Consider the following 16,980-nt stretch of genomic DNA (forward strand, 5'->3'; position numbering starts at 1 on the left):
CTTCGTGCTGATCCTGCTCACGACGCCGGCCCCAGCGCAGCGCCCTGGGCGTGCATGAACGGCACCGGGTCGACGGCGTTGCTGCCGTTGGCGTGAAACGGCCCTGGCGGAACGTTGAGGTGCACCTCGAAATGCAGGTGTGGGCCGGTGCTGCCGCCGCTGCTGCCCACGAATCCGATGACCGTGCCGGCCGTGACCTGTTCGCCGATGGCCACCTCGGGGCGTTGGATCATGTGGCAGTAGCGGGTGACGGTGTTGCCGGGGTGGCGGATGTCGACGTACCAGCCGCAGCCGCGCTCGCTGGTGTTCCCATCGCGGTCGCACGTCGTGTACCAGTCGCATTTGACCTGCTCCACCACGCCGGCCGCCGCCGCCCGGATCGCGTCGCCGCGGATGTCCGGGTTCGACAGGTCCACGCCGGCGTGCAGCCGCTTGTCCCGACGCCCGAACGGACTGACGATCACGGCGCGGACGGGCTGCACCCAGCCACCGGGACCGACCGGAACCGGGCCGAGGTCGTCGACGCCACACGGGGCCATCGGGGCACCGCCACCGATGTCGTCGATGTCCGGCAGGCCGAGCACGATCGCGGCGAGTTCTTCGGCGTCGCGTTCCCACTTCTGGTACGCCTCCGGCAGGCCGGAGTGCTGAACGGCCTGCGCCGCGTCGGTCAGCCGCATCTGCTGCCAACCGTCGACCTTGACCAGCGCCTCGTAGAACTTCCCCGCCGCGTAGGTGGGTGTCATTCGCTCCCGCACGCTGCCCCATCCGGGGCGTTGCTGGAACAGCCCGACGGAGTCGTGGTCGCGGCCCACGCCCTCGTGGGGAAGGGCCAGCGACTCGGCCACGTTGGCGTTGGCCAGGTTGCGCAGCGTGGACTCCTGCATCGCGGTCGCCAACGCGATGACGTACCCACGCGGCGGCACCTGGCGCTGCCGACCGACCGCGACGATGGTGGCCGCGTTCGTCGTCGCGACACCGTCCCACCGCCCCGCCCCCGGCACCGGCGAAGACCCGGGCAACGACGGCACCTCACAGGCGGCGGCTTCCGCGTCCGCCTGGCCGAACATCAGCATCGGCATCCCGACCGTGGCGCCGCACAGCAACACCACCACCGCCAGCACACCGACGCCCAACGCGACCGGCTTGCGGTCCATCAGCTCACCGCTCGGACGAAGTCGTTGCCCGTGACCCTCCACCGGCCCTCGATGACGCCGAGCGTGACCGTCAACGCGCCGGCGTCGGTGGCCACCTCGTACACCGCCGTGTCCCCCGAGGGCCCCTGCTTGGCCACCGGGCGGCCCGTCACCCGTGTCGCCGGCACCCGCGCCGGGTCCACGCTGCGAAGCGCCTGGGCAAAGCCGTCGTCACACATCCGGCTCACACCCCGCCACCACGCATCCGCCGGCAGATCGGGTCGCGCCCACGCCGCGGCGAACGCCACCACGACCGGTGCCGCCTGCGCCGCCGGCGGCGGCTTCACCGGCACCGGGTCGTGGCCGTGGTCGTCCGTCCCAGGCCGCTCCCCCGCCGCCGTGGGCGAGGTGTCGGCGGCGCCGGCCGTCGGGTAAACGGGATCGGTGCGCTGTGGTGCCGTGCCCGGTTCAGCCGCGCGTGCGCAGCCGCCCATCACCGATGCGGCGAGAACGAGGCCACCGACGGCGCGTCTCCACCGCCGCGCGTGATCGACCCGCACGAATGCACCTAGTCTGCGTGCCATTCGACGCCTCCCCCGTGGTGCCTTTCGCGTCCTATTGCGGCAGAGCCAACACCATAGATCCATTCACAAACGCAGTGCTACTGTCTGGTACTCGTCGGTGACCTTGACACATGGGGGAGGCATCGCATGACGGGGAGTATCGGCGTGCGCTGGTGGATTCGCCGGTGAAGGCCAGCCCTGTCGTCGCGTCTCGCACGCGTCCCGGCATCGCCCCGTCGCTTCCCTTCACGGCGATTCCGCCGAATCTCCACGCCTGGCCGACAGTGTGGTGGGTCGGGTGTCACGGCGGTGCCGGCGTGAGCACCCTGGCGCGGCTGGTCGGCTTCGGGCTGGACTTCGGCAAGGGCTGGCCCATGCTGACGCCGGCGACACCGCAGGCCCGAGTGGTGCTGGTGTGCCGCGCATCAGCGGCCGGCACCTGGGCGGCGACCGGTGCGGTCGAGCAGTGGCGCCGGCGCGCGGGGATGCCCGGCTCGATGACGCTGCTGGGTGTCGTCGCGGTCGCCGCGTCACCACGGCGGCCACCGCGCATCGCCACCGAGCGGCTGCAACTGCTGCGCGGATGGACCCCGCAAATCTGGCGCGTCGACTGGGTCGACGCCTTGCTGGCCGCCGATGACCCCCGCGACGTCGGCGCTCCCCCGGACGTCGAGGCGTTGCGCACCGCAATCTGGCAGAAGATCGCACCCCGGGAAGGCACCCCATGACCCTGATCGACCACCTGGAGCACCTCCAAGCCCTGACGGCGGCCGCACCCGTGCCCGACCCGGGAAGCGGTGAGGCACCCCCCGGTGTCGGCGACAAAGTGCTCACGCTCCTGAAGTGGGTCGCGAACCTCGCCATCGCCGCGTGCGTCGCCGGGGTGCTCTTCACCGCCGGGAAGATGGCGCTGGCGCACCGCCGCGGCGACGACACCAACGTCTCCGCGCTCGGCTGGGTCTTCGCCGCCTGCATCCTCATCGGAAGCGCATCCGCGGTGGTCTCCGCGCTGATCTAGGAGGTTCGTCGTGCCGCGCTCGCCTGCAACTCAGGACTTCGCCGACCGTCCGCCGTGGACGCGGCCCGGCTTCATCGCCTCCGCGGTGCTCGTGCTGATCGTCTTCATCGCGGGCGTGGTGGTCGCCATCGCCTCGCGCGACGATGACCGCAGCACCACCGGCACGCCGCCGCCAGCGAGCCTCGCCCCGGGCGGGGCAACACCGTCGCAGGATCTGCCCACCGCCGTACCGTCCACCGCGCCGGCCGGCGTGCGGTGGGAGCTGGTCGGATCCCTGCCCGTGCCGGTCAGCACCACCGCAGGCCCGAGCCGGGTCAACGGCACCACCGCCTCGGGCTACACGCACACCCCCGAGGGTGCCCTCATCGCCGCCGCCCAGATCCTCATGAGGTCGTCTCTGGGCAGGGAATACTGGGAGCCGACGATCAAAGGGCAATTCGTGCCCAGCGATGACCGCGACCGGCTGCTGGCCCAAATGAGCAGCGTGGACACCAGTAACGTCGACCCCGGCTCACAGAGCAAGATCGCCGGCTACCAGTACCAGTCCTACACCCCCGACACCGCAGTGATCGGGCTCGTTCTGCGCGCGCCCTCGGCCGGTTCGCCGCAGTACCACATCCTGTCGCTGACCCTGCTCTGGCGCGACGGCGACTGGCGGATGCAGGCGCCCCCGGGAGGCTCTTGGATCTCGGTCAACCGCCGCACCACCGACCTTGCCGGGGTCGTCGAATGGGGGCCGCGGTAGTGCCCAGTTGCCCCCCAGTCCTGCCCACGTGCATCCCCGGGCAGATCCTGGAGAACACGGCCTCCCGGTTCCTCGATGAGCTGGCCGAGCAGTCGTCGCAGGCCGCCGCCGAGATGCTCAAGACGCTGGTCACCGGGTGGCTGTCCGTCCCGACCCCGGTGGTGTCGCAGACCGAGGGAGCGGTCCAACATCTGCGCGCGTACACCAACTGGGCGGTGGCGGCGATCGCCGTGGGCACCGTGCTGTGGGCCGCGCTCAGGATCGCGTGGCAGCGCAACGGCCAGGAGGCCGGCACGCTCACCAAGAATTTGGTGACGCTGGTCGTGCTCGCCGGAGCCGGTGTGCCGGCCGTGCAGCTCCTCATCGAGATCGGTGACGCCTACGCCGACTGGATCCTCAGCGCCTCCGCGAACGGTGACCTCGGCAAGCGGCTGCTCCTGCTCGCTCCCGCCGCCGCGACCGGCGGGCTACCGCCGATCGTGGTGATCGGCATCTCGATCATGGTGTTCCTATCCTCGATGGTGCAGCTCCTGCTGCTGCTGGCCCGCAACGCCGGCCTGGTCCTGCTCGCCGGGCTCCTTCCGGCTGCCGCCGCAGTGGGCGGCTCCGTACGGAGTCGATACCTGACCTGGCTGCTCGCCCTGCTGCTCTACAAGCCGGCCGCCGCCACGATCTACGCCGCAGTGTTCTGGCTCGGGCAGGGACAGACCCTGACCGACGTGCTCACCGGCATGGTGATGTTCTGCATGGCCATCGTGGCGTTGCCCGCCCTGATGCGGCTCATCGCCCCAGCGGTGTCGGTGCTGTCCGCCGGCGGCGGATCCAGCGGCGTCGCCATCGCCGCCGCGTCCGGCGCCGGACAGCTCGCTTCCGGGGCAGTGCGCCTCAGCGGCTCCGGTGGCGGATCCAGCGGCAGCACCGGCAGCTCCGGAGCCACCGGCGGGCCAGGCCGACCAGGCGGCGCAGCACCGTCCGCACCAGCACCACGTCCGGCCGGCGGCGCAGGCACAGCCGGCCGGGCCGGCACCAGCGGAGCCGGGGCGGCCGGAGCAGGAACCGCAGGAGCGGGAGCAGGGCCTCCGGCGGCGCGGCCAGCACGGGCGCCGGGGCGGCCGGAGCAGGCGCAGCAGCGGCCGGCCCGGTCGGGATCGCCGCCGCCGGAGCCATCGCGGCGGCCAAGGTCGGGCCCGCAGCAGTCCGCAAGGTCGGCGGAACAGCATCTGGAGCGACCAACGGTGAGGGGGACACATGAGCGCCGGAGTGCGCGATCGGCCCAGCGAACAGCGCACTTACGGCAACTGGCGGCTCGGTCGCGGTGCCGGCCTGTTCGGGCTCGGGCCAGCCGGCACCATCGCCGCGTTCCTGGTCATGGTGCTCGCCGCCGCGATGCTGACGATCTCGCCGCCCGCCGCGCTGATCACCGCCATCACTGGCCTGCTCGTGCTCGCGCCCCTGGCGATCCGGATCAACGGGCGCACCGGATTCCAGGTCATCACCGCCCGTGTGGCGTGGTGGCTCGCCCGCTCCCGCCGCCACCACATCTACGTCTCCGGCGTCGCCTCCCGGGTCGCCGCCGCCCACCAACTGCCCGGGGTCCTGGCCCGCTCCGAGGTGTACGAGGTCGAGACCGGCCGGTCCGGTCGGGTGGCCGTGGTCGTGGTCCCGCAGAGCCGGCACTACACCGTCACCCTGCGCTGCGCGCCCGAAGGCATGGACCTGGTCGACCAGGCCGTCATCGACGCCCGCGTCGGGCACCTGGCCTCGTGGCTGGCCGCGCTGTCGCGCGAACCCCAGCTCGTACAGGCTCAGGTGACCATCGAGACGACGCCGGATCCGGGCACCCGCCTCGCCACCGAAGTCGCGGCGACCTCCCGACCCGACGCGCCAGCGTTGGCCCTGCAGGTCCTCAACGAGGTGGTCGAGTCGTCCCCGGCCGGATCCGCCACGGTCGACACCCGGGTGTCGCTGACCTACACCGCCCCACCCGGGCGGTCGATGACGCCCGAGGACGTCTGCCGGGAGGTCGCCGCCCGTCTGCCGCATCTGCACTCGGGGCTGACCGGTGCCACCGGCGCCGGCATCACGCCGATGTCCGCCCGGGGACTCGCCGCGGTGGTGCGCGCCGCCTACGACCCGGCCGCCGCCCTGGACCTCGCCCGCGCGCCGCAGCTCACCCCCGACTGGACCCAGGCCGGCCCGGTGGCCACCCGGGAGAGCTGGGACTCCTACCGGCACGACTCCGGGATCTCCCGCACCTGGTGCATGGTCGAAGCACCGCGCGGGGTGGTGTACTCCAGGTTGTTCAGCCGGCTGACCGACCCGGACCCGCAGCTCCTGCGCAAACGCGTCACGATGATCTACCGGCCGTACTCCCCCGGCGAGGCAGCCCGGCTCGTCGAGTCCGACAAGCGCGACGCGAGGTTCCTGGCCTCCAAGAAGCACCGCGCCAGCGCCCGCGACCTCACCGACCTGGCCGCCGCCGAACAGGCCGCCGAGGAAGAGGCCACCGGCGCGGGCGTCGTGCGTTTCACTGTGCTGGTCACCGCCACCGTCGCCGACGAGACGCAGCTCGACGAGGCCACCGGCGTCATCCGGGCCCGCGCCGGTGAGGCCCGCCTGGTGATGCGCCCGATGTACGGGTGCCAGGCCGCCGGGTTCGCCGCCGGCCTGCCCGCCGGCGTGGTCCTGCCCACCCACGCCACCATCCCCTTCTAGGACGCCGGCATGACCGAGAGCACCCGCGATACCCCCGCTGCCCCGCCACGTCGACCCGCCGGCCGCCGCCCCGGGCGGCTCGGCTACACCGGGCCGGGCGGCGGGGCCTGGTCGTACATCGAACCGCCGACGGAGTACCGGGGCACGACCGTTCAGGTCTGCGGCCTGTTCCCCTTCGGCACCGGCGCGTCGACGCCGATGATCGGCGTTCCGATCGGCCGGCACCTCTACACCGGATCCGCGGTCTGCTTCGACCCGATCTCCTGGTACACCCGCGCCCGCCTGATCAACAACCCGTCGGTGTGGATCGAGGGTGAACCCGGCATGGGCAAGAGCACGGCGGTGCGGCGGATGGTCCTCGGGCTCACCGCCCAGGGCGTCACCCCGCTGATCCTCGGCGACCTCAAGCCCGACTACGCCGAGCTGGTCCGCGCCCTCGGTGGGCAGGTCCTGCGCATCGGGCCGGGCCTGGACCGGATCAACCCCCTCGACGCCGGCCCGTGGCGGCAGGTCCTCGACCGGGTCGACGAGCGCACCGGCGCTGTGGTGCGCGCGGCGGTCACCGACCGGCGGCTGAACATGCTGGTCGCCCTGGCCACCCTGATCCGGCGCGGGCCCGTCAGCTCGGATGAGACCACCGTCCTGGCCGCCGCGCTGCGCTACCTCGCCGAACGCGAGACCGACACCCCGCCGGTGCTCTCCGACGTCCTGCGCATCCTGCGCGACGCCCCCGCCGACGTCCGCGCCGTCACCCTCTGGCAGGAAGAGCACGACCTCCCCCGCTTCCGGGAAGAGACCAACGGCCTGCATCGCACCCTGCTGGCGCTGCTGCACGGCCCGCTCGGCGACACCTTCGAGGGCCAGACCACCACCGCGATCCGCCTCGACACCCCCGCCGTCTGCGTGGACATCTCCAGCATCGACGACACCGACGAACTGCGCACCGCCGCGACCCTGCTGTCCACCTGGTCCTATGGCTTCGCCCAGGTCGAGGCGGCGCACCTGATGGCCGACCTCGGCCTCGCGCCGCCGCGCACCTTTTTCACCGTGCTCGACGAGCTGTGGCGGGCGCTGCGCGTCGGGCACGGCCTGGTCGACCGCGCCGACGGCCTGACCCGCTTGAACAGACAGAAAGGGACAGGCACGGCCTTCATCACCCACTCCCTGGCCGACCTGGAGGCGCTGCCCACCGCCCACGACCGGGCCAAAGCGAGAGGCTTCGCCGAACGCTCGGCGGTGCTGATGATCGGCCCCTGCTCGGAGCAGGAGCTGGACTCCGTCTCCCGGGTCCGACCGCTGTCGCAGGCCGAACGCCGTGAGGTGCTGTCCTGGTCGGCGCCGCCGTCCTGGACGGCCGCCGAGGGCAGCGGGACCGTCGGCCGGGGAAACTTCCTGATCAAGGTGGGATCCAGGCCAGGTATTCCGGTGCACCTGGAGCCCACCGAGACGGAGATGCGCCTGGGCAACACCGACTTCCGCTGGACGATGGCGTGAGCCGCCCCGCCGGACCGCGCCGTGGCCACGACGACGCCGGCCTACTCGTCGGCGGCATCGCCGCCTTCGCCCTGGTCGCCGCCAGCGGGGTGTGGCTGCCGGTGGCGCTCACCCACCCGCCCGGCTACAGCGGGGGCGGCCCGATCCGGGTGGCCGCCGCGGTGGTGCGTGGCGAGATCTCCTGGACCACCGCGTGCACGCTCGTCGTGGCCATCGAGGTCGGCGTCCTGGTGCTGCTCGTCACGGTGGGAGTCGTGGTCTGGCGGTGGGCTCGCCGTCGACGTACCCGCGTCGACTCCGCTGCCCGGCGGATGGCCAGCCGTGCCGATCTCGCCCACCTCAGCCCGGCGGGCGTCGCCGACAGCGGCCGGCGGCTGCGGCCCAGCCTCGCCGACGTCGACCGGCCCGACCCCGACCAGCTCGGCGTGCTGATCGCCTACACCGTCGCCGGCGGGGTGCAGCTGCGCCAGTCCTGGGAGGACATGGCCGTCGACATCTGGGGCCCGCGCACCGGCAAGACCACCAGCCGGGCGATCCCGGCGATCGTCGCCGCCCCCGGGCCCACGCTGGTCACCAGCGTCAAGGGCGACATCGTCGACGCCACCCGCGACCTGCGCGCCGAACGTGGCACGGTGTGGGCGTTCGACCCGCAGCACATCCTCGGCACCGACCAGGGCATGTGGTTCAACCCGCTGCGCGCGGTGGCCACCGTCACCGACGCCCGCCGCCTGGGCGAGCACTTCGCCGCCGCCGAACGCGAACCCGGCGTCTCCCGTGATGCGTTCTTCGACCCCTCCAGCGAGGAACTGGTGGCCAACCTGCTGTTGGCCGCCGCCTGCTCCGGCCGGGACATCCTCGCCGCGTACCGGTGGGCGGTCAGCCCTCGTGACGACGAACCGGCGATGCTGCTGCGCGAGCACGGCTTCGCGCTGCCCGGCGACGCGGTCGCCGGGGTGGTCAACATGCCCGACAAGACCCGGGGCGGCATCTACGCCGGCGCCCAGAAGATGCTCATGTGCCTCACCGAGCCGGCCGTCACCGCCTGGGTGACTCCGCCGACCCGTGGCGGGGTCCTCGAGTTCGACCCGGCCGCGTTCGTGGTGAGCACCGACGTGCTGTACCTGCTCTCCCAGGGCGGGCCCGGCTCCCCCGCCCCGCTGGTCGCCGCCCTCACCGACGCCGTCCTGCGCGCCGGTGAGCTGCGCGCCCGCGCCTCAGCCGGCCGCCGCCTGGATCCGCCGCTGCTGAGCATCCTCGACGAGGCCGCGAACATCTGCCGCCTGCGGCAACTTCCCAACCTCTACTCCTACTACGGCTCCCACGGCCTGCCGATCATCACCATCCTGCAGTCCTACCCCCAGGGAGTCGACGTGTGGGGACGCGAGGGCATGCGCAAGCTCTGGTCGGCGGCGAACGTGCGGACGTACGGCGGCGGCGTGGCCGACCCGGACTGGCTGGAAGAGTTGTCGAAGCTGATCGGCGAGCACGACGTCACCACCCGGTCGACCAGCAGCAGCGGATCCGGTTGGGGCCAGCGGTCGGTCTCGCACGCCACCCGCCGCCAGCGCATCCTCGACGTCTCCGACCTGCACGCCCTGCCCCGAGGCCGGATGGTCGTCTACGCCTCCGGCGCCCCACCCGCGCTCGCCCGCACCGCCCCCTGGCAGGACGGCCCATACGCGGCGGCGATCCGCGCCTCGATCGCGCACTGGGACCCCACCGGCCGCACCGACTGGACCCTCTCCCCCGACATCCCACCGGAGCCGATCTCATGACCACGCCCACCGCCGGGCCGGCCGCCGACGCCGTCGCCGACCTCAGCGCGCTACTCGGCCAGCTCGCCGGCGACCCTGCCGCGCCCCCTCCGGTCGACGAGGCACCGGCGGCGGAACCGGCCGGCGCGGAACCGGTCTACCGCAGCGTCGAGGCGTTCGTCGGCGACTACCTCGCCCACGTCGTCGAGCGTCGCCTCGCCTCCGGGCCGACCAGCGGCATCAACTGGTGCCCGAGGTGGTGGGCGCACCCCGAGGCGATCTCCCGCCTGTACGCGCTCTGGCGGGCCTGGGAGACGCTGCGGGTCAGCGACCCGCAGACCGGCATGAGCATCTGGTGGCGCGACCACCTCGACCCGCACCTCGCCGCGCTGGCCGCCGAGTACGGCCCGTTCAACCGGTGCGGACCGGACAAGCACACCGAGCCCCAACCCCTGCCGGTGGAACCAGCACCGCCTGCGGTCCTCGCTCAGCTACCGGATGCGGACGGCGTCTGATTCTGCGGCATCGCCCGGACGTATGACCAACGACACCAGCAGCGCGGTCCCGTTGAGGTCCTGGGATTCCGATCATAACCAGGGGAAACGCGATACTTGGACAAGTAGAAGTTGTATAACCTCTACTTGACGATTTCTATCGGTCCAGCAACACTGGCGGGGCAACGAATGCATCAACACAAGCATCCGGTACTCAACCTACCTGGATAACAAGCAGCGGAGCCGGTGCGCGAACACCGACCCCGCCGCCGAGCAGACCTAGCGGGATCTCCGACTCTTGACCGCTAGATCAGTTACCGCCACGAGGGCCTGCGCCGTGAGGTGTAGGCCTTCGTCATGCACGAACAGACTCATGAGCTGCAGTCCCGTTCGTGCATAGGGCCACACCCGGATCAGCCAGTGTGGCTTTTGTGGGGCAGGCTCGCCCGGCGTCGCCGCCTGGCTCTCCTGTCCGTTGTGATGTAGCTCAGGCACCTTGCCTGGTTCCCTTCGCCGTACGTCGCGGCTGGCGCCGCGCGGAGCAGCAAGCCGCCACACCGGCCGGACGCGGCGGGTTGGCGTACTCCTACTGAGGCGCTTGGAACCGGGGAAGATCCCCTGCCCGCTGATCGAGCCGGACCTCTGTAGAGGGGGACCTGATCAGTGGCGAGGACAAGCGTATCGAGCGCCGTACAACAGATTCAGTGGCCCCGTGACACCAACCCGGCGCGATGTATCACCCTAGATATGGTCCAACCGTGTTGAGCAGGCAAAACGTCTACCGCCGGTCGGAATGGACAGTGCCCCAGCGTAACGGCTAGCCGTTTCCGGGGATGCTCTCGGTACAGTCTGGGAATGGCCCGTACCACACCGCGCGTCTGCGAGGCCACAGGGTGCCCGGAGCGGCTGGAGACGACCCGAGACAACGCCCGGTACTGCAGTCCAAAATGCCGCCAGCGGGCGTACCGCCAGCGGTCAGTTGCGCTGACGATTTACCGCGCCAGCACGGTGAGCGATGACCAACACTGTGACTACTGCTCGAAGAGCCTGCCCACAGTGGTGAAGAGTAAGACCGGACTGCGCCTGGTCAGGATCGACGCGGTGTACTGCAGCGACCGCTGCCGGGGCCGGGCTTACCGCAAGCGCAAACGCGGTGAACAGCTCCGCAAGAGCGCCGGCATCTCACTGCCCGTCCGGCGGGGTGGCGGGTAAGGCCGGCCTCGCGGTGATCTCCGTCGACGTCAGCCGGGGGTGGTAGGTCGTCGACGGGCACCGCCGGCACGTCCATCGGTGATGACCCCGGCGCGTGCCCGGCGGCGGGCACGGACAGGGCGTCCATCCCACCATCACCTCACCCGGACCCAGGGGATGCCGATCAGGGCCGGAGCAGTGGGCGGGAGCCGGCGCGACGAACTGGCGCTTGCCGGACCTGTCGACCTGCACGCGGTGGGGCAGCGCGTCGCAGCGTGGGCAGGCGGGTACGACGCCGCCGGTGATCGGGCGGATTCGCCCGTGCGAGAGGCAGGTCCGCTCCCCCACCCGCAACGTCGGCGTCAGCCGCCCCCAGTCCACGGTCACCCTCGGACGGTACGGCACCGGCCTGGACTGAGGCCGTTGCTGTCACCACCGAGGTGAGGGTTACCCCTGCGTGAGGGTGAGGGTCGCCCAGACCTGGCTGGTGCCGATCGGGTCGATCGCCCGCAGGTTCACCGGCACGTCCAGCACGACCAGGTGCGCGCGCTCGTTCTCGCCCCGTCCGGGCGAGATCAGACCGCGTACCGCGTGCTCGCCCTGGTCCTCGCCGACCCCGGGCTCCGGCGCTCCCAGCAGCCGCGCGGCGACCTCGGCCGGGAAGGGGCCGCCCTGCCACTCGATCTCCCAGCTCCGGCCGCCGTCGCCGGGCCACCAGTCCAGATGGGAGGCGCCGTTGAGCGCGCTGGTCTCGCGCAGAGCCGACATGACTCGTCCCAGCACCTCGTAGTAGCGCGCCGGGTTGTCCCGCAGGTAGTGCGCCTGATCCGTCATGGCCTGCTCAACGAATCGGGCTGGGGTCAGATCCGCCCTGCCTCTGCCCCTGGTGATTCCGTGGAATCCTCGTCGCCGGCGGCAGTGAGGTACGCGGCGAGGATGTAGTCCGGGGCCTGGTCGAGGCGCTGGCCACCGTGGTCGTAGCGGCGGGTCGTCCGCGCGTCCGCGTGGCCGAGTTGCTCCTGGACGTCCTCAAGTCGAGCACCGGCGTCGCGGGTGAGAGTGGCGCAGGCCCCTGAACGGGCGGTGCGCTGGCCGAACGCCGGGTTGTGGCGGTCGGTGTCGGGACGCGTTGGCCAGAGCTGTGCCCGAGTTGACCGCAGTGACTTTCCGTGATTTTCGCAATTCGGACGTAGCAGTCCGTGGCAGCTTCGACTCCTTGCCGACCTCAAATTCGTGGGGAATTTACTTTCAATGCTGGCCAGCAGACCTCAAAGCAGACAAATAGGCCCCTATGTTTAGGGAACGTTCAGTGACGACTGACGATTACTCTAAGTGGCTAGTTGACAGCGTTACGCCAATGAGATTAGATCTTTCCAACGGGGGCATTTGCATGGAGATAAGGCGCGTCGCGGACTCTCTAGAAGTAGAGTCGAGACAGACACTTGTCTTATGCAGGCACAGCCCCTACGTCTCGTCAATAGTAGGGAGACTGGGGAGTGAACTACCGTTCTATTGGAGCGCGGACTGCCGTTGCCGTGCTCAGCGCAATCGCAGTTTCGACTACCGGGCACACCGTCGCAAACGCCCAAGACTGGCGAATCGCTGCTCAGGCTGAGATTGACGCCTACCAGAGTCAGCATCCGACGGATTACACCGGCATCGACCAGCTTCTGACGAAGTACGGCCTTCCGCCGATGCAGGTTCGTATCAACGGAATCGATCGAGACCTCACTTCAAGTGAAGCCGAGACGGTCCTCGCATCGCGGGAAGCTGCCGCAAAGTCAGCGCCTTCTGATTTCGGTGTGCTCGCGGTACCAACGGATGCGTTCAGCGTCGCCATGACGCTGAACTACGATTTGAACACCAACCGCGTGGTCACCGGCTCCTGGAACTTCCGTGACAACTACGTCAACGGTAGCGCCCCAGACGACGTCGCTACCATCCAGACCAACCTCGGCGGCGGCGGCTGTTTCCGCACGGGAACACTGACGAGGAAGGCCGCCGATTACACGGGAGCCGACCACACGGGCTCAACCTATATCGACGATGGCGGCGTAAACGGAAGCCCCATCTTCGGAATTCGTGACACTGTCAGCGGCTTCAAGCTGCTGACGGATAACGGCTACTTCAAGGCCACGTTCAACAAGACCGGCGCCAGTGGATGCAGCTCGGCCAAGCTCGGGGCCCAATTCCAGTTCGAGCACAACCAGGACGGTTCGGGAGGCTTCTCTGCCTCCGCCGGATGGGGCGTATTCAGCATTAGCTACTCGAACGGCGGCAGCAAGTTGCGGAAGTCCACCACGGCGAGTTACCTGTAGCAAGCCCGATAGGCTAAGACCGAGGGTCAGCGCTAAGCGCGCTGACCCTCGGTCGCCATAACCCGCAGGTGATATGATCGTCGCCATGTCTAATGCCAAGACTCGGGGCGGACTGCTGCTCCTGCTCATCGCTGCAGCAATTGCCCTCCTCACCATGCCCGTTCATCGGCTCTGGGCAGTCGTCATGCTCTTTCTGGTCGTGACAGCGACGGGATGCGTATTCCTATCGGCTGGCCTCGCAGCAGAAAATAAAGAAAGCGCAGTCAAGACTGCCAGTAGGGCGTATGAAGAGTCCTAAACCGGCAGGTGCCGCGCCCATTTCAGCCGATCCAACAGCCGCTGGCGATTACTGAGAGTCACCGCAACGACAAGTTGGAAGTAATCAGCTGCCTGGCTCGTCTGCCTCTACTCGAAGATGCGCTCGACGACTGCGGCCTGCTCGGCGGTACCGGCACGAAAGTAGCGGGCGGTGGTGTCGAGCGAGGCGTGCCCGAGCAGGGCCTGGACATGCGCGGAGTCCGCGCCGCCTTGGCGCAGCCGGGTGGCGTAGGTGTGGCGCAGGCGGTGCGGGCGCAGGCCGGGCAGGCCGGCGGCGTCGCTGACGGTGAGCACCACTTGGGTGATGCCGGAGGTGGTGAGCCGGCCGCGTTGCCCGCTCCACAGTGGTCCCGCCTGGGTGCCGCGGTGGCGGAGCCAGGCGCTGAGCCGTTCGCGTGCCGGTGCCGGGACCGGCACCTGGCGGGCCTCGTCGCCCTTGCCGTGCAGGCGGATGGTGCCGGTGCGGGCGGTGAGGGCGAGGTCGTCGACGTCGAGGCGGGCGCACTCCTGCGCTCGGGCGCCGGTGTAGAGCAGCACGGCGACGATGGCGGCGTCGCGAACGCCGCGGCGGTCGGCGGCGCGCTCGACCGCGCCCTGCTCCTTGGAGTTGAGCGCGTCAGGTTCGCCGGGGCGAGGCACGCGGGCCCGCTTGACCTTCAGCCGGAGTCCGACGCCGATCTCGTAGAGCAGGTCGACGGCGGCCAGGGCCTGGTTCACGGTGGACGGGCCGGCCTTGGTGGCGATGAGATGCCGACGCCAAGCGGTGACGGCGGCCTCGGCGCCGACCTGGTCGACGAAGGCGTCCGGGTGCTCGCCGGCGTGCTCGTCGAGCCAGGCAGCGTACGCGCGGGTGCGGGCCCGGTACGCCTTGGTGGTGTTGGCCGACAGGGCGCACCGGTCGAGGTGGCGGTTCAGCGCCGCGAGAGTCCTGTCGGCGGCCGCAGTCGCATCCGCCGGGCGTAGCGGGATGACCTTCGCGGTCGCGGTGCGGGCCACGGCGGCCACCGTCCTTCTTATCCACTGAGTGTCGGCCGGAGTTTCAGCCAGGACTAAACGACGTTATCCGCTGAGACGGTTGCCCTACTCAGCGGATAAGGAAGCTTATCCACTGAGCCGGTGTTGGCTGGCGATTGAAGATCTACTTTTCATGAACTTTGCGGGAGAAATCCCGACGCGAACGACTCTCGTGCGGTACCTATGGCTGCGCCAGGACGTTAGGAAGACCAGGGCCCTCTAATGAGTCCTGAGCACTGACAGGGCGCTCGCCGTGGATCTCAGGTCACATGTGCCAGAGATACATGATCAGGGGTCAGGGACCCCAGACGACAAGCGTCCGTCCACCGCGCCGTCGCAGCCAGCGACGAGAAGGGGAGGGACCAGGGCGGTCATAGCCATGGCCACCGCGGCCGACACGGCGGGAGAAATCCTGCACGCCACCGGTCGCGATGGCCTGGCCACGACGGCCAGGACCATCGCTCACCTGCTACACCTGGTCGCCATCTTGGCTCGCAACCGGGACGGCCAGAGGTAGCCCTACCGAGCCCGGGGTTGACGGGAGTCAACCCCGGGCTCCCTGTAAACGATTCTCCCTGGCCCGTCGTGGTGGCCCATAGTCGTCTTCCACCCCTGCCGGTCGAGCCACCCCACCGCGAGTCCTCCCCCGACCTCCGCCGACGACGTGTGATTCCCCGGCATCGTTGGCGTTCGACGCGCCCAGGTCGCCGCGAGCGATGGCTCCGCGGAGAGTACGGAGCATTTTCGGGCTCACGTCGGGCGCCATCCTGCCGCAGCAGGGGGAGTAGGTGTGTGGGTAGGGTGAGCAGGCTGTCCTCAGCTCCGACGACGACTTGAGTACGACCGGAGGCGGTGAGCCGGCCGCGCTGGTCGAACCAGCCGTCCCAACTCAGCACCACGGCGGCGGTGCCTGGCGCTGAGCTGGTCGCGGGCACGGCGGGGCCCGGACGAACGCCCGGTCGGACAGAGACCTCCCAGACAGTCGCCTGCATGGCCACCACCACGGTGACACAGACAGTTTCAGTCGCCTGTCGACCGGAATCTGTCGTAGCGGGGCTGACCTGCGCTGTGAGTGCGCTGGTTGTCCGGCTCCGAAGGCAAACGGCAACCTGGTTATCGAGTAACCCGGGCCGATGAGGGGCCTTTGCCGAGTCGCCAGTCCGACGGCTTCTGCGAGGCGAAGGTCTCCCCGCGCAGGATCCGGTCGCGCTCGCGGACCGCGTCGGCGCAGGCCATGTGGGCCCAACCAGCGGGCACCTTGCCGAGCCGTGCCCCGGCCGGGTAACCGCGTTCGCAGGCCACGCAGGTACCGGCGAAGCTGGCCGCGAAGCCGGCGGCGGGCTTGCTCGCGCGCGGCTGGGCACCGCCACGGCGTTTGCCAGCGGTCGCGGCGGTCTTGGCCGTGCTCTTCTTCGGTCTGGGCTTGCGCGAGGGCTTACCGGAGCCGGAGGCGCTCGTGGTGCCGGAGGCGCCAAACTGCTTGGGCAACTCGCCGCTCGTCGGCAGGTTGAGTGCCTGCTGGTACGTGGCGTCGGCGGGCCGACATCGGCGGGATCTCGTCACGACCGCACCGTACGACGCCTCGCTGCCTGCCTCTGGCAGCCACGCCAGGTACGGCGTTTTCCGTGAGGGGTTGCCGTGCGGACGGTCCACCCGCAGAACTGGCGCGGCCCGGATAACGGTGTCGGGGTCGGTCCCGACAACCGTTGCACGCATCCCGCCAGGTCCCCGACAGGCGAATACCGGCGGCGCTGGTGGCTTGGCCGTCCACCAAGTCGCCGCCGGCCGAATCACCCTCCCGCATCCCAGTTCGTGGACCGTTTTAGCGGAATGGGCGCGGACGCGGACGCCTCGTCCAGGGTGGTGGACGACGGTGCCGAGGATGGTGCCGCCGGGGCTGAGCTGGGGGGTCTTTCTTGCCGGTGCCGGAAATGTAAGGGCGGACTAGGAGTGCGGTAATGACCGCCGTTGCCCGTCGGAGTCTGGCTCGATAAAGCACTCTGTCACCGCCGTGTCGCATCATGTATAGAAGGGCGGGCGCTCCGCGCTGATCAGGCGGCCAACCGAGCCGCGCGGAGCACCCTGACCGACCAGGCAGTCAGCACTGATCGGCACGGAACACTCTCCCCGGCGTCCTTAATGTCGGGAAAGAGGACCCGGCAGACTCCCGACAACAACGACCGTTGTCGGGTCACCTCTCGTGCCTCAAGGACGAACAGC

Annotated in this window: 16 protein-coding genes; 9 read left to right on the forward strand and 7 right to left on the reverse strand. The window is 70.1% G+C overall.

Features of this window, described 5'->3' with window-relative positions:
- Positions 1–17: 17 nt before the first annotated feature.
- Positions 18–1,157: a M23 family metallopeptidase gene (locus tag ACQP0N_RS33155; protein WP_433121931.1), complete on the reverse strand. Its 1,140-nt coding sequence runs from the start codon at positions 1,155–1,157 to the stop codon at positions 18–20.
- Positions 1,157–1,696, reverse strand: coding sequence for a hypothetical protein (locus tag ACQP0N_RS33160; RefSeq protein WP_433121932.1), 540 nt, complete (start codon positions 1,694–1,696; stop codon positions 1,157–1,159). Before ACQP0N_RS33160 ends, ACQP0N_RS33155 begins: the two co-directional genes overlap by 1 nt.
- Positions 1,697–1,983: 287 nt before the next feature.
- Between ACQP0N_RS33160 and ACQP0N_RS33165 the strand changes: the two genes are divergently transcribed.
- The 3 genes from ACQP0N_RS33165 (at position 1,984) to ACQP0N_RS33175 (ending at position 3,462) form a co-directional block, all read left to right on the forward strand.
- The gene (locus ACQP0N_RS33165; RefSeq protein WP_433121984.1) at positions 1,984–2,427 is read left to right on the forward strand and encodes a hypothetical protein; all 444 of its coding nucleotides are present in this window, start codon (positions 1,984–1,986) and stop codon (positions 2,425–2,427) included.
- Entirely contained in the window at positions 2,424–2,717 is a 294-nt protein-coding gene (locus ACQP0N_RS33170) for a hypothetical protein (RefSeq protein WP_433121933.1), read from the forward strand. The genes ACQP0N_RS33165 and ACQP0N_RS33170 overlap by 4 nt, the downstream gene beginning before the upstream one ends.
- 85 nt (positions 2,718–2,802) lie before the next feature.
- Positions 2,803–3,462 carry a hypothetical protein gene (locus ACQP0N_RS33175; protein ID WP_433121934.1) on the forward strand — a complete coding sequence of 220 codons (660 nt, stop codon included), beginning with the start codon at positions 2,803–2,805 and terminating at the stop codon, positions 3,460–3,462.
- A 673-nt stretch (positions 3,463–4,135) separates the two neighbouring features.
- Here ACQP0N_RS33175 and ACQP0N_RS33180 read toward each other — a convergent pair.
- Together ACQP0N_RS33180 and ACQP0N_RS33185 are read right to left on the reverse strand one after the other, a co-directional pair.
- Positions 4,136–4,381 (reverse strand): hypothetical protein, encoded by a 246-nt coding sequence (locus tag ACQP0N_RS33180; protein WP_433121935.1) that lies wholly within the window; start codon positions 4,379–4,381, stop codon positions 4,136–4,138.
- Positions 4,348–4,629, reverse strand: a complete 282-nt coding sequence (locus ACQP0N_RS33185) for a hypothetical protein (protein ID WP_433121936.1) — start codon at positions 4,627–4,629, stop codon at positions 4,348–4,350. The genes ACQP0N_RS33180 and ACQP0N_RS33185 overlap by 34 nt, the downstream gene beginning before the upstream one ends.
- A gap of 81 nt (positions 4,630–4,710) precedes the next feature.
- Between ACQP0N_RS33185 and ACQP0N_RS33190 the strand changes: the two genes are divergently transcribed.
- The 5 genes from ACQP0N_RS33190 to ACQP0N_RS33210 all read left to right on the forward strand — a co-directional run bounded on the left by ACQP0N_RS33190 (position 4,711) and on the right by ACQP0N_RS33210 (position 11,131).
- Positions 4,711–6,177 carry an SCO6880 family protein gene (locus ACQP0N_RS33190; protein WP_433121937.1) on the forward strand — a complete coding sequence of 489 codons (1,467 nt, stop codon included), beginning with the start codon at positions 4,711–4,713 and terminating at the stop codon, positions 6,175–6,177.
- Positions 6,178–6,186: 9 nt separating this feature from the next.
- Entirely contained in the window at positions 6,187–7,671 is a 1,485-nt protein-coding gene (locus ACQP0N_RS33195) for an ATP/GTP-binding protein (RefSeq protein WP_433121938.1), read from the forward strand.
- A complete protein-coding gene (locus ACQP0N_RS33200) occupies positions 7,668–9,446 on the forward strand; it encodes a type IV secretory system conjugative DNA transfer family protein (RefSeq protein WP_433121939.1) in 1,779 nt (592 codons plus the stop codon). The genes ACQP0N_RS33195 and ACQP0N_RS33200 overlap by 4 nt, the downstream gene beginning before the upstream one ends.
- The gene (locus ACQP0N_RS33205) at positions 9,443–9,940 is read left to right on the forward strand and encodes a DUF4913 domain-containing protein (protein WP_433121940.1); all 498 of its coding nucleotides are present in this window, start codon (positions 9,443–9,445) and stop codon (positions 9,938–9,940) included. The genes ACQP0N_RS33200 and ACQP0N_RS33205 overlap by 4 nt, the downstream gene beginning before the upstream one ends.
- A 1,035-nt stretch (positions 9,941–10,975) precedes the next feature.
- Entirely contained in the window at positions 10,976–11,131 is a 156-nt protein-coding gene (locus ACQP0N_RS33210) for a hypothetical protein (protein WP_433121941.1), read from the forward strand.
- A gap of 426 nt (positions 11,132–11,557) precedes the next feature.
- On the opposite strand, the gene ACQP0N_RS33215 is transcribed toward ACQP0N_RS33210, so the two are convergent.
- Positions 11,558–11,944: a hypothetical protein gene (locus tag ACQP0N_RS33215; RefSeq protein WP_433121942.1), complete on the reverse strand. Its 387-nt coding sequence runs from the start codon at positions 11,942–11,944 to the stop codon at positions 11,558–11,560.
- A 662-nt stretch (positions 11,945–12,606) separates the two neighbouring features.
- Between ACQP0N_RS33215 and ACQP0N_RS33220 the strand changes: the two genes are divergently transcribed.
- Positions 12,607–13,428 carry a hypothetical protein gene (locus tag ACQP0N_RS33220; protein WP_433121943.1) on the forward strand — a complete coding sequence of 274 codons (822 nt, stop codon included), beginning with the start codon at positions 12,607–12,609 and terminating at the stop codon, positions 13,426–13,428.
- Between the two features lie 405 nt (positions 13,429–13,833).
- Here the strand turns inward: ACQP0N_RS33220 and ACQP0N_RS33225 are convergent, their stop codons facing one another.
- Both ACQP0N_RS33225 and ACQP0N_RS33230 read right to left on the reverse strand, forming a co-directional pair.
- On the reverse strand, positions 13,834–14,742 hold the full coding sequence (locus ACQP0N_RS33225) for a tyrosine-type recombinase/integrase (protein WP_433121944.1): 909 nt from the start codon (positions 14,740–14,742) through the stop codon (positions 13,834–13,836).
- 1,131 nt (positions 14,743–15,873) lie between these two features.
- Positions 15,874–16,323, reverse strand: coding sequence for a hypothetical protein (locus ACQP0N_RS33230; protein ID WP_433121945.1), 450 nt, complete (start codon positions 16,321–16,323; stop codon positions 15,874–15,876).
- Between the last annotated feature and the right edge of the window lie 657 nt (positions 16,324–16,980).

The organism is Micromonospora sp. CA-246542 (assembly GCF_050942905.1).
GTDB lineage: Bacteria > Actinomycetota > Actinomycetes > Mycobacteriales > Micromonosporaceae > Micromonospora.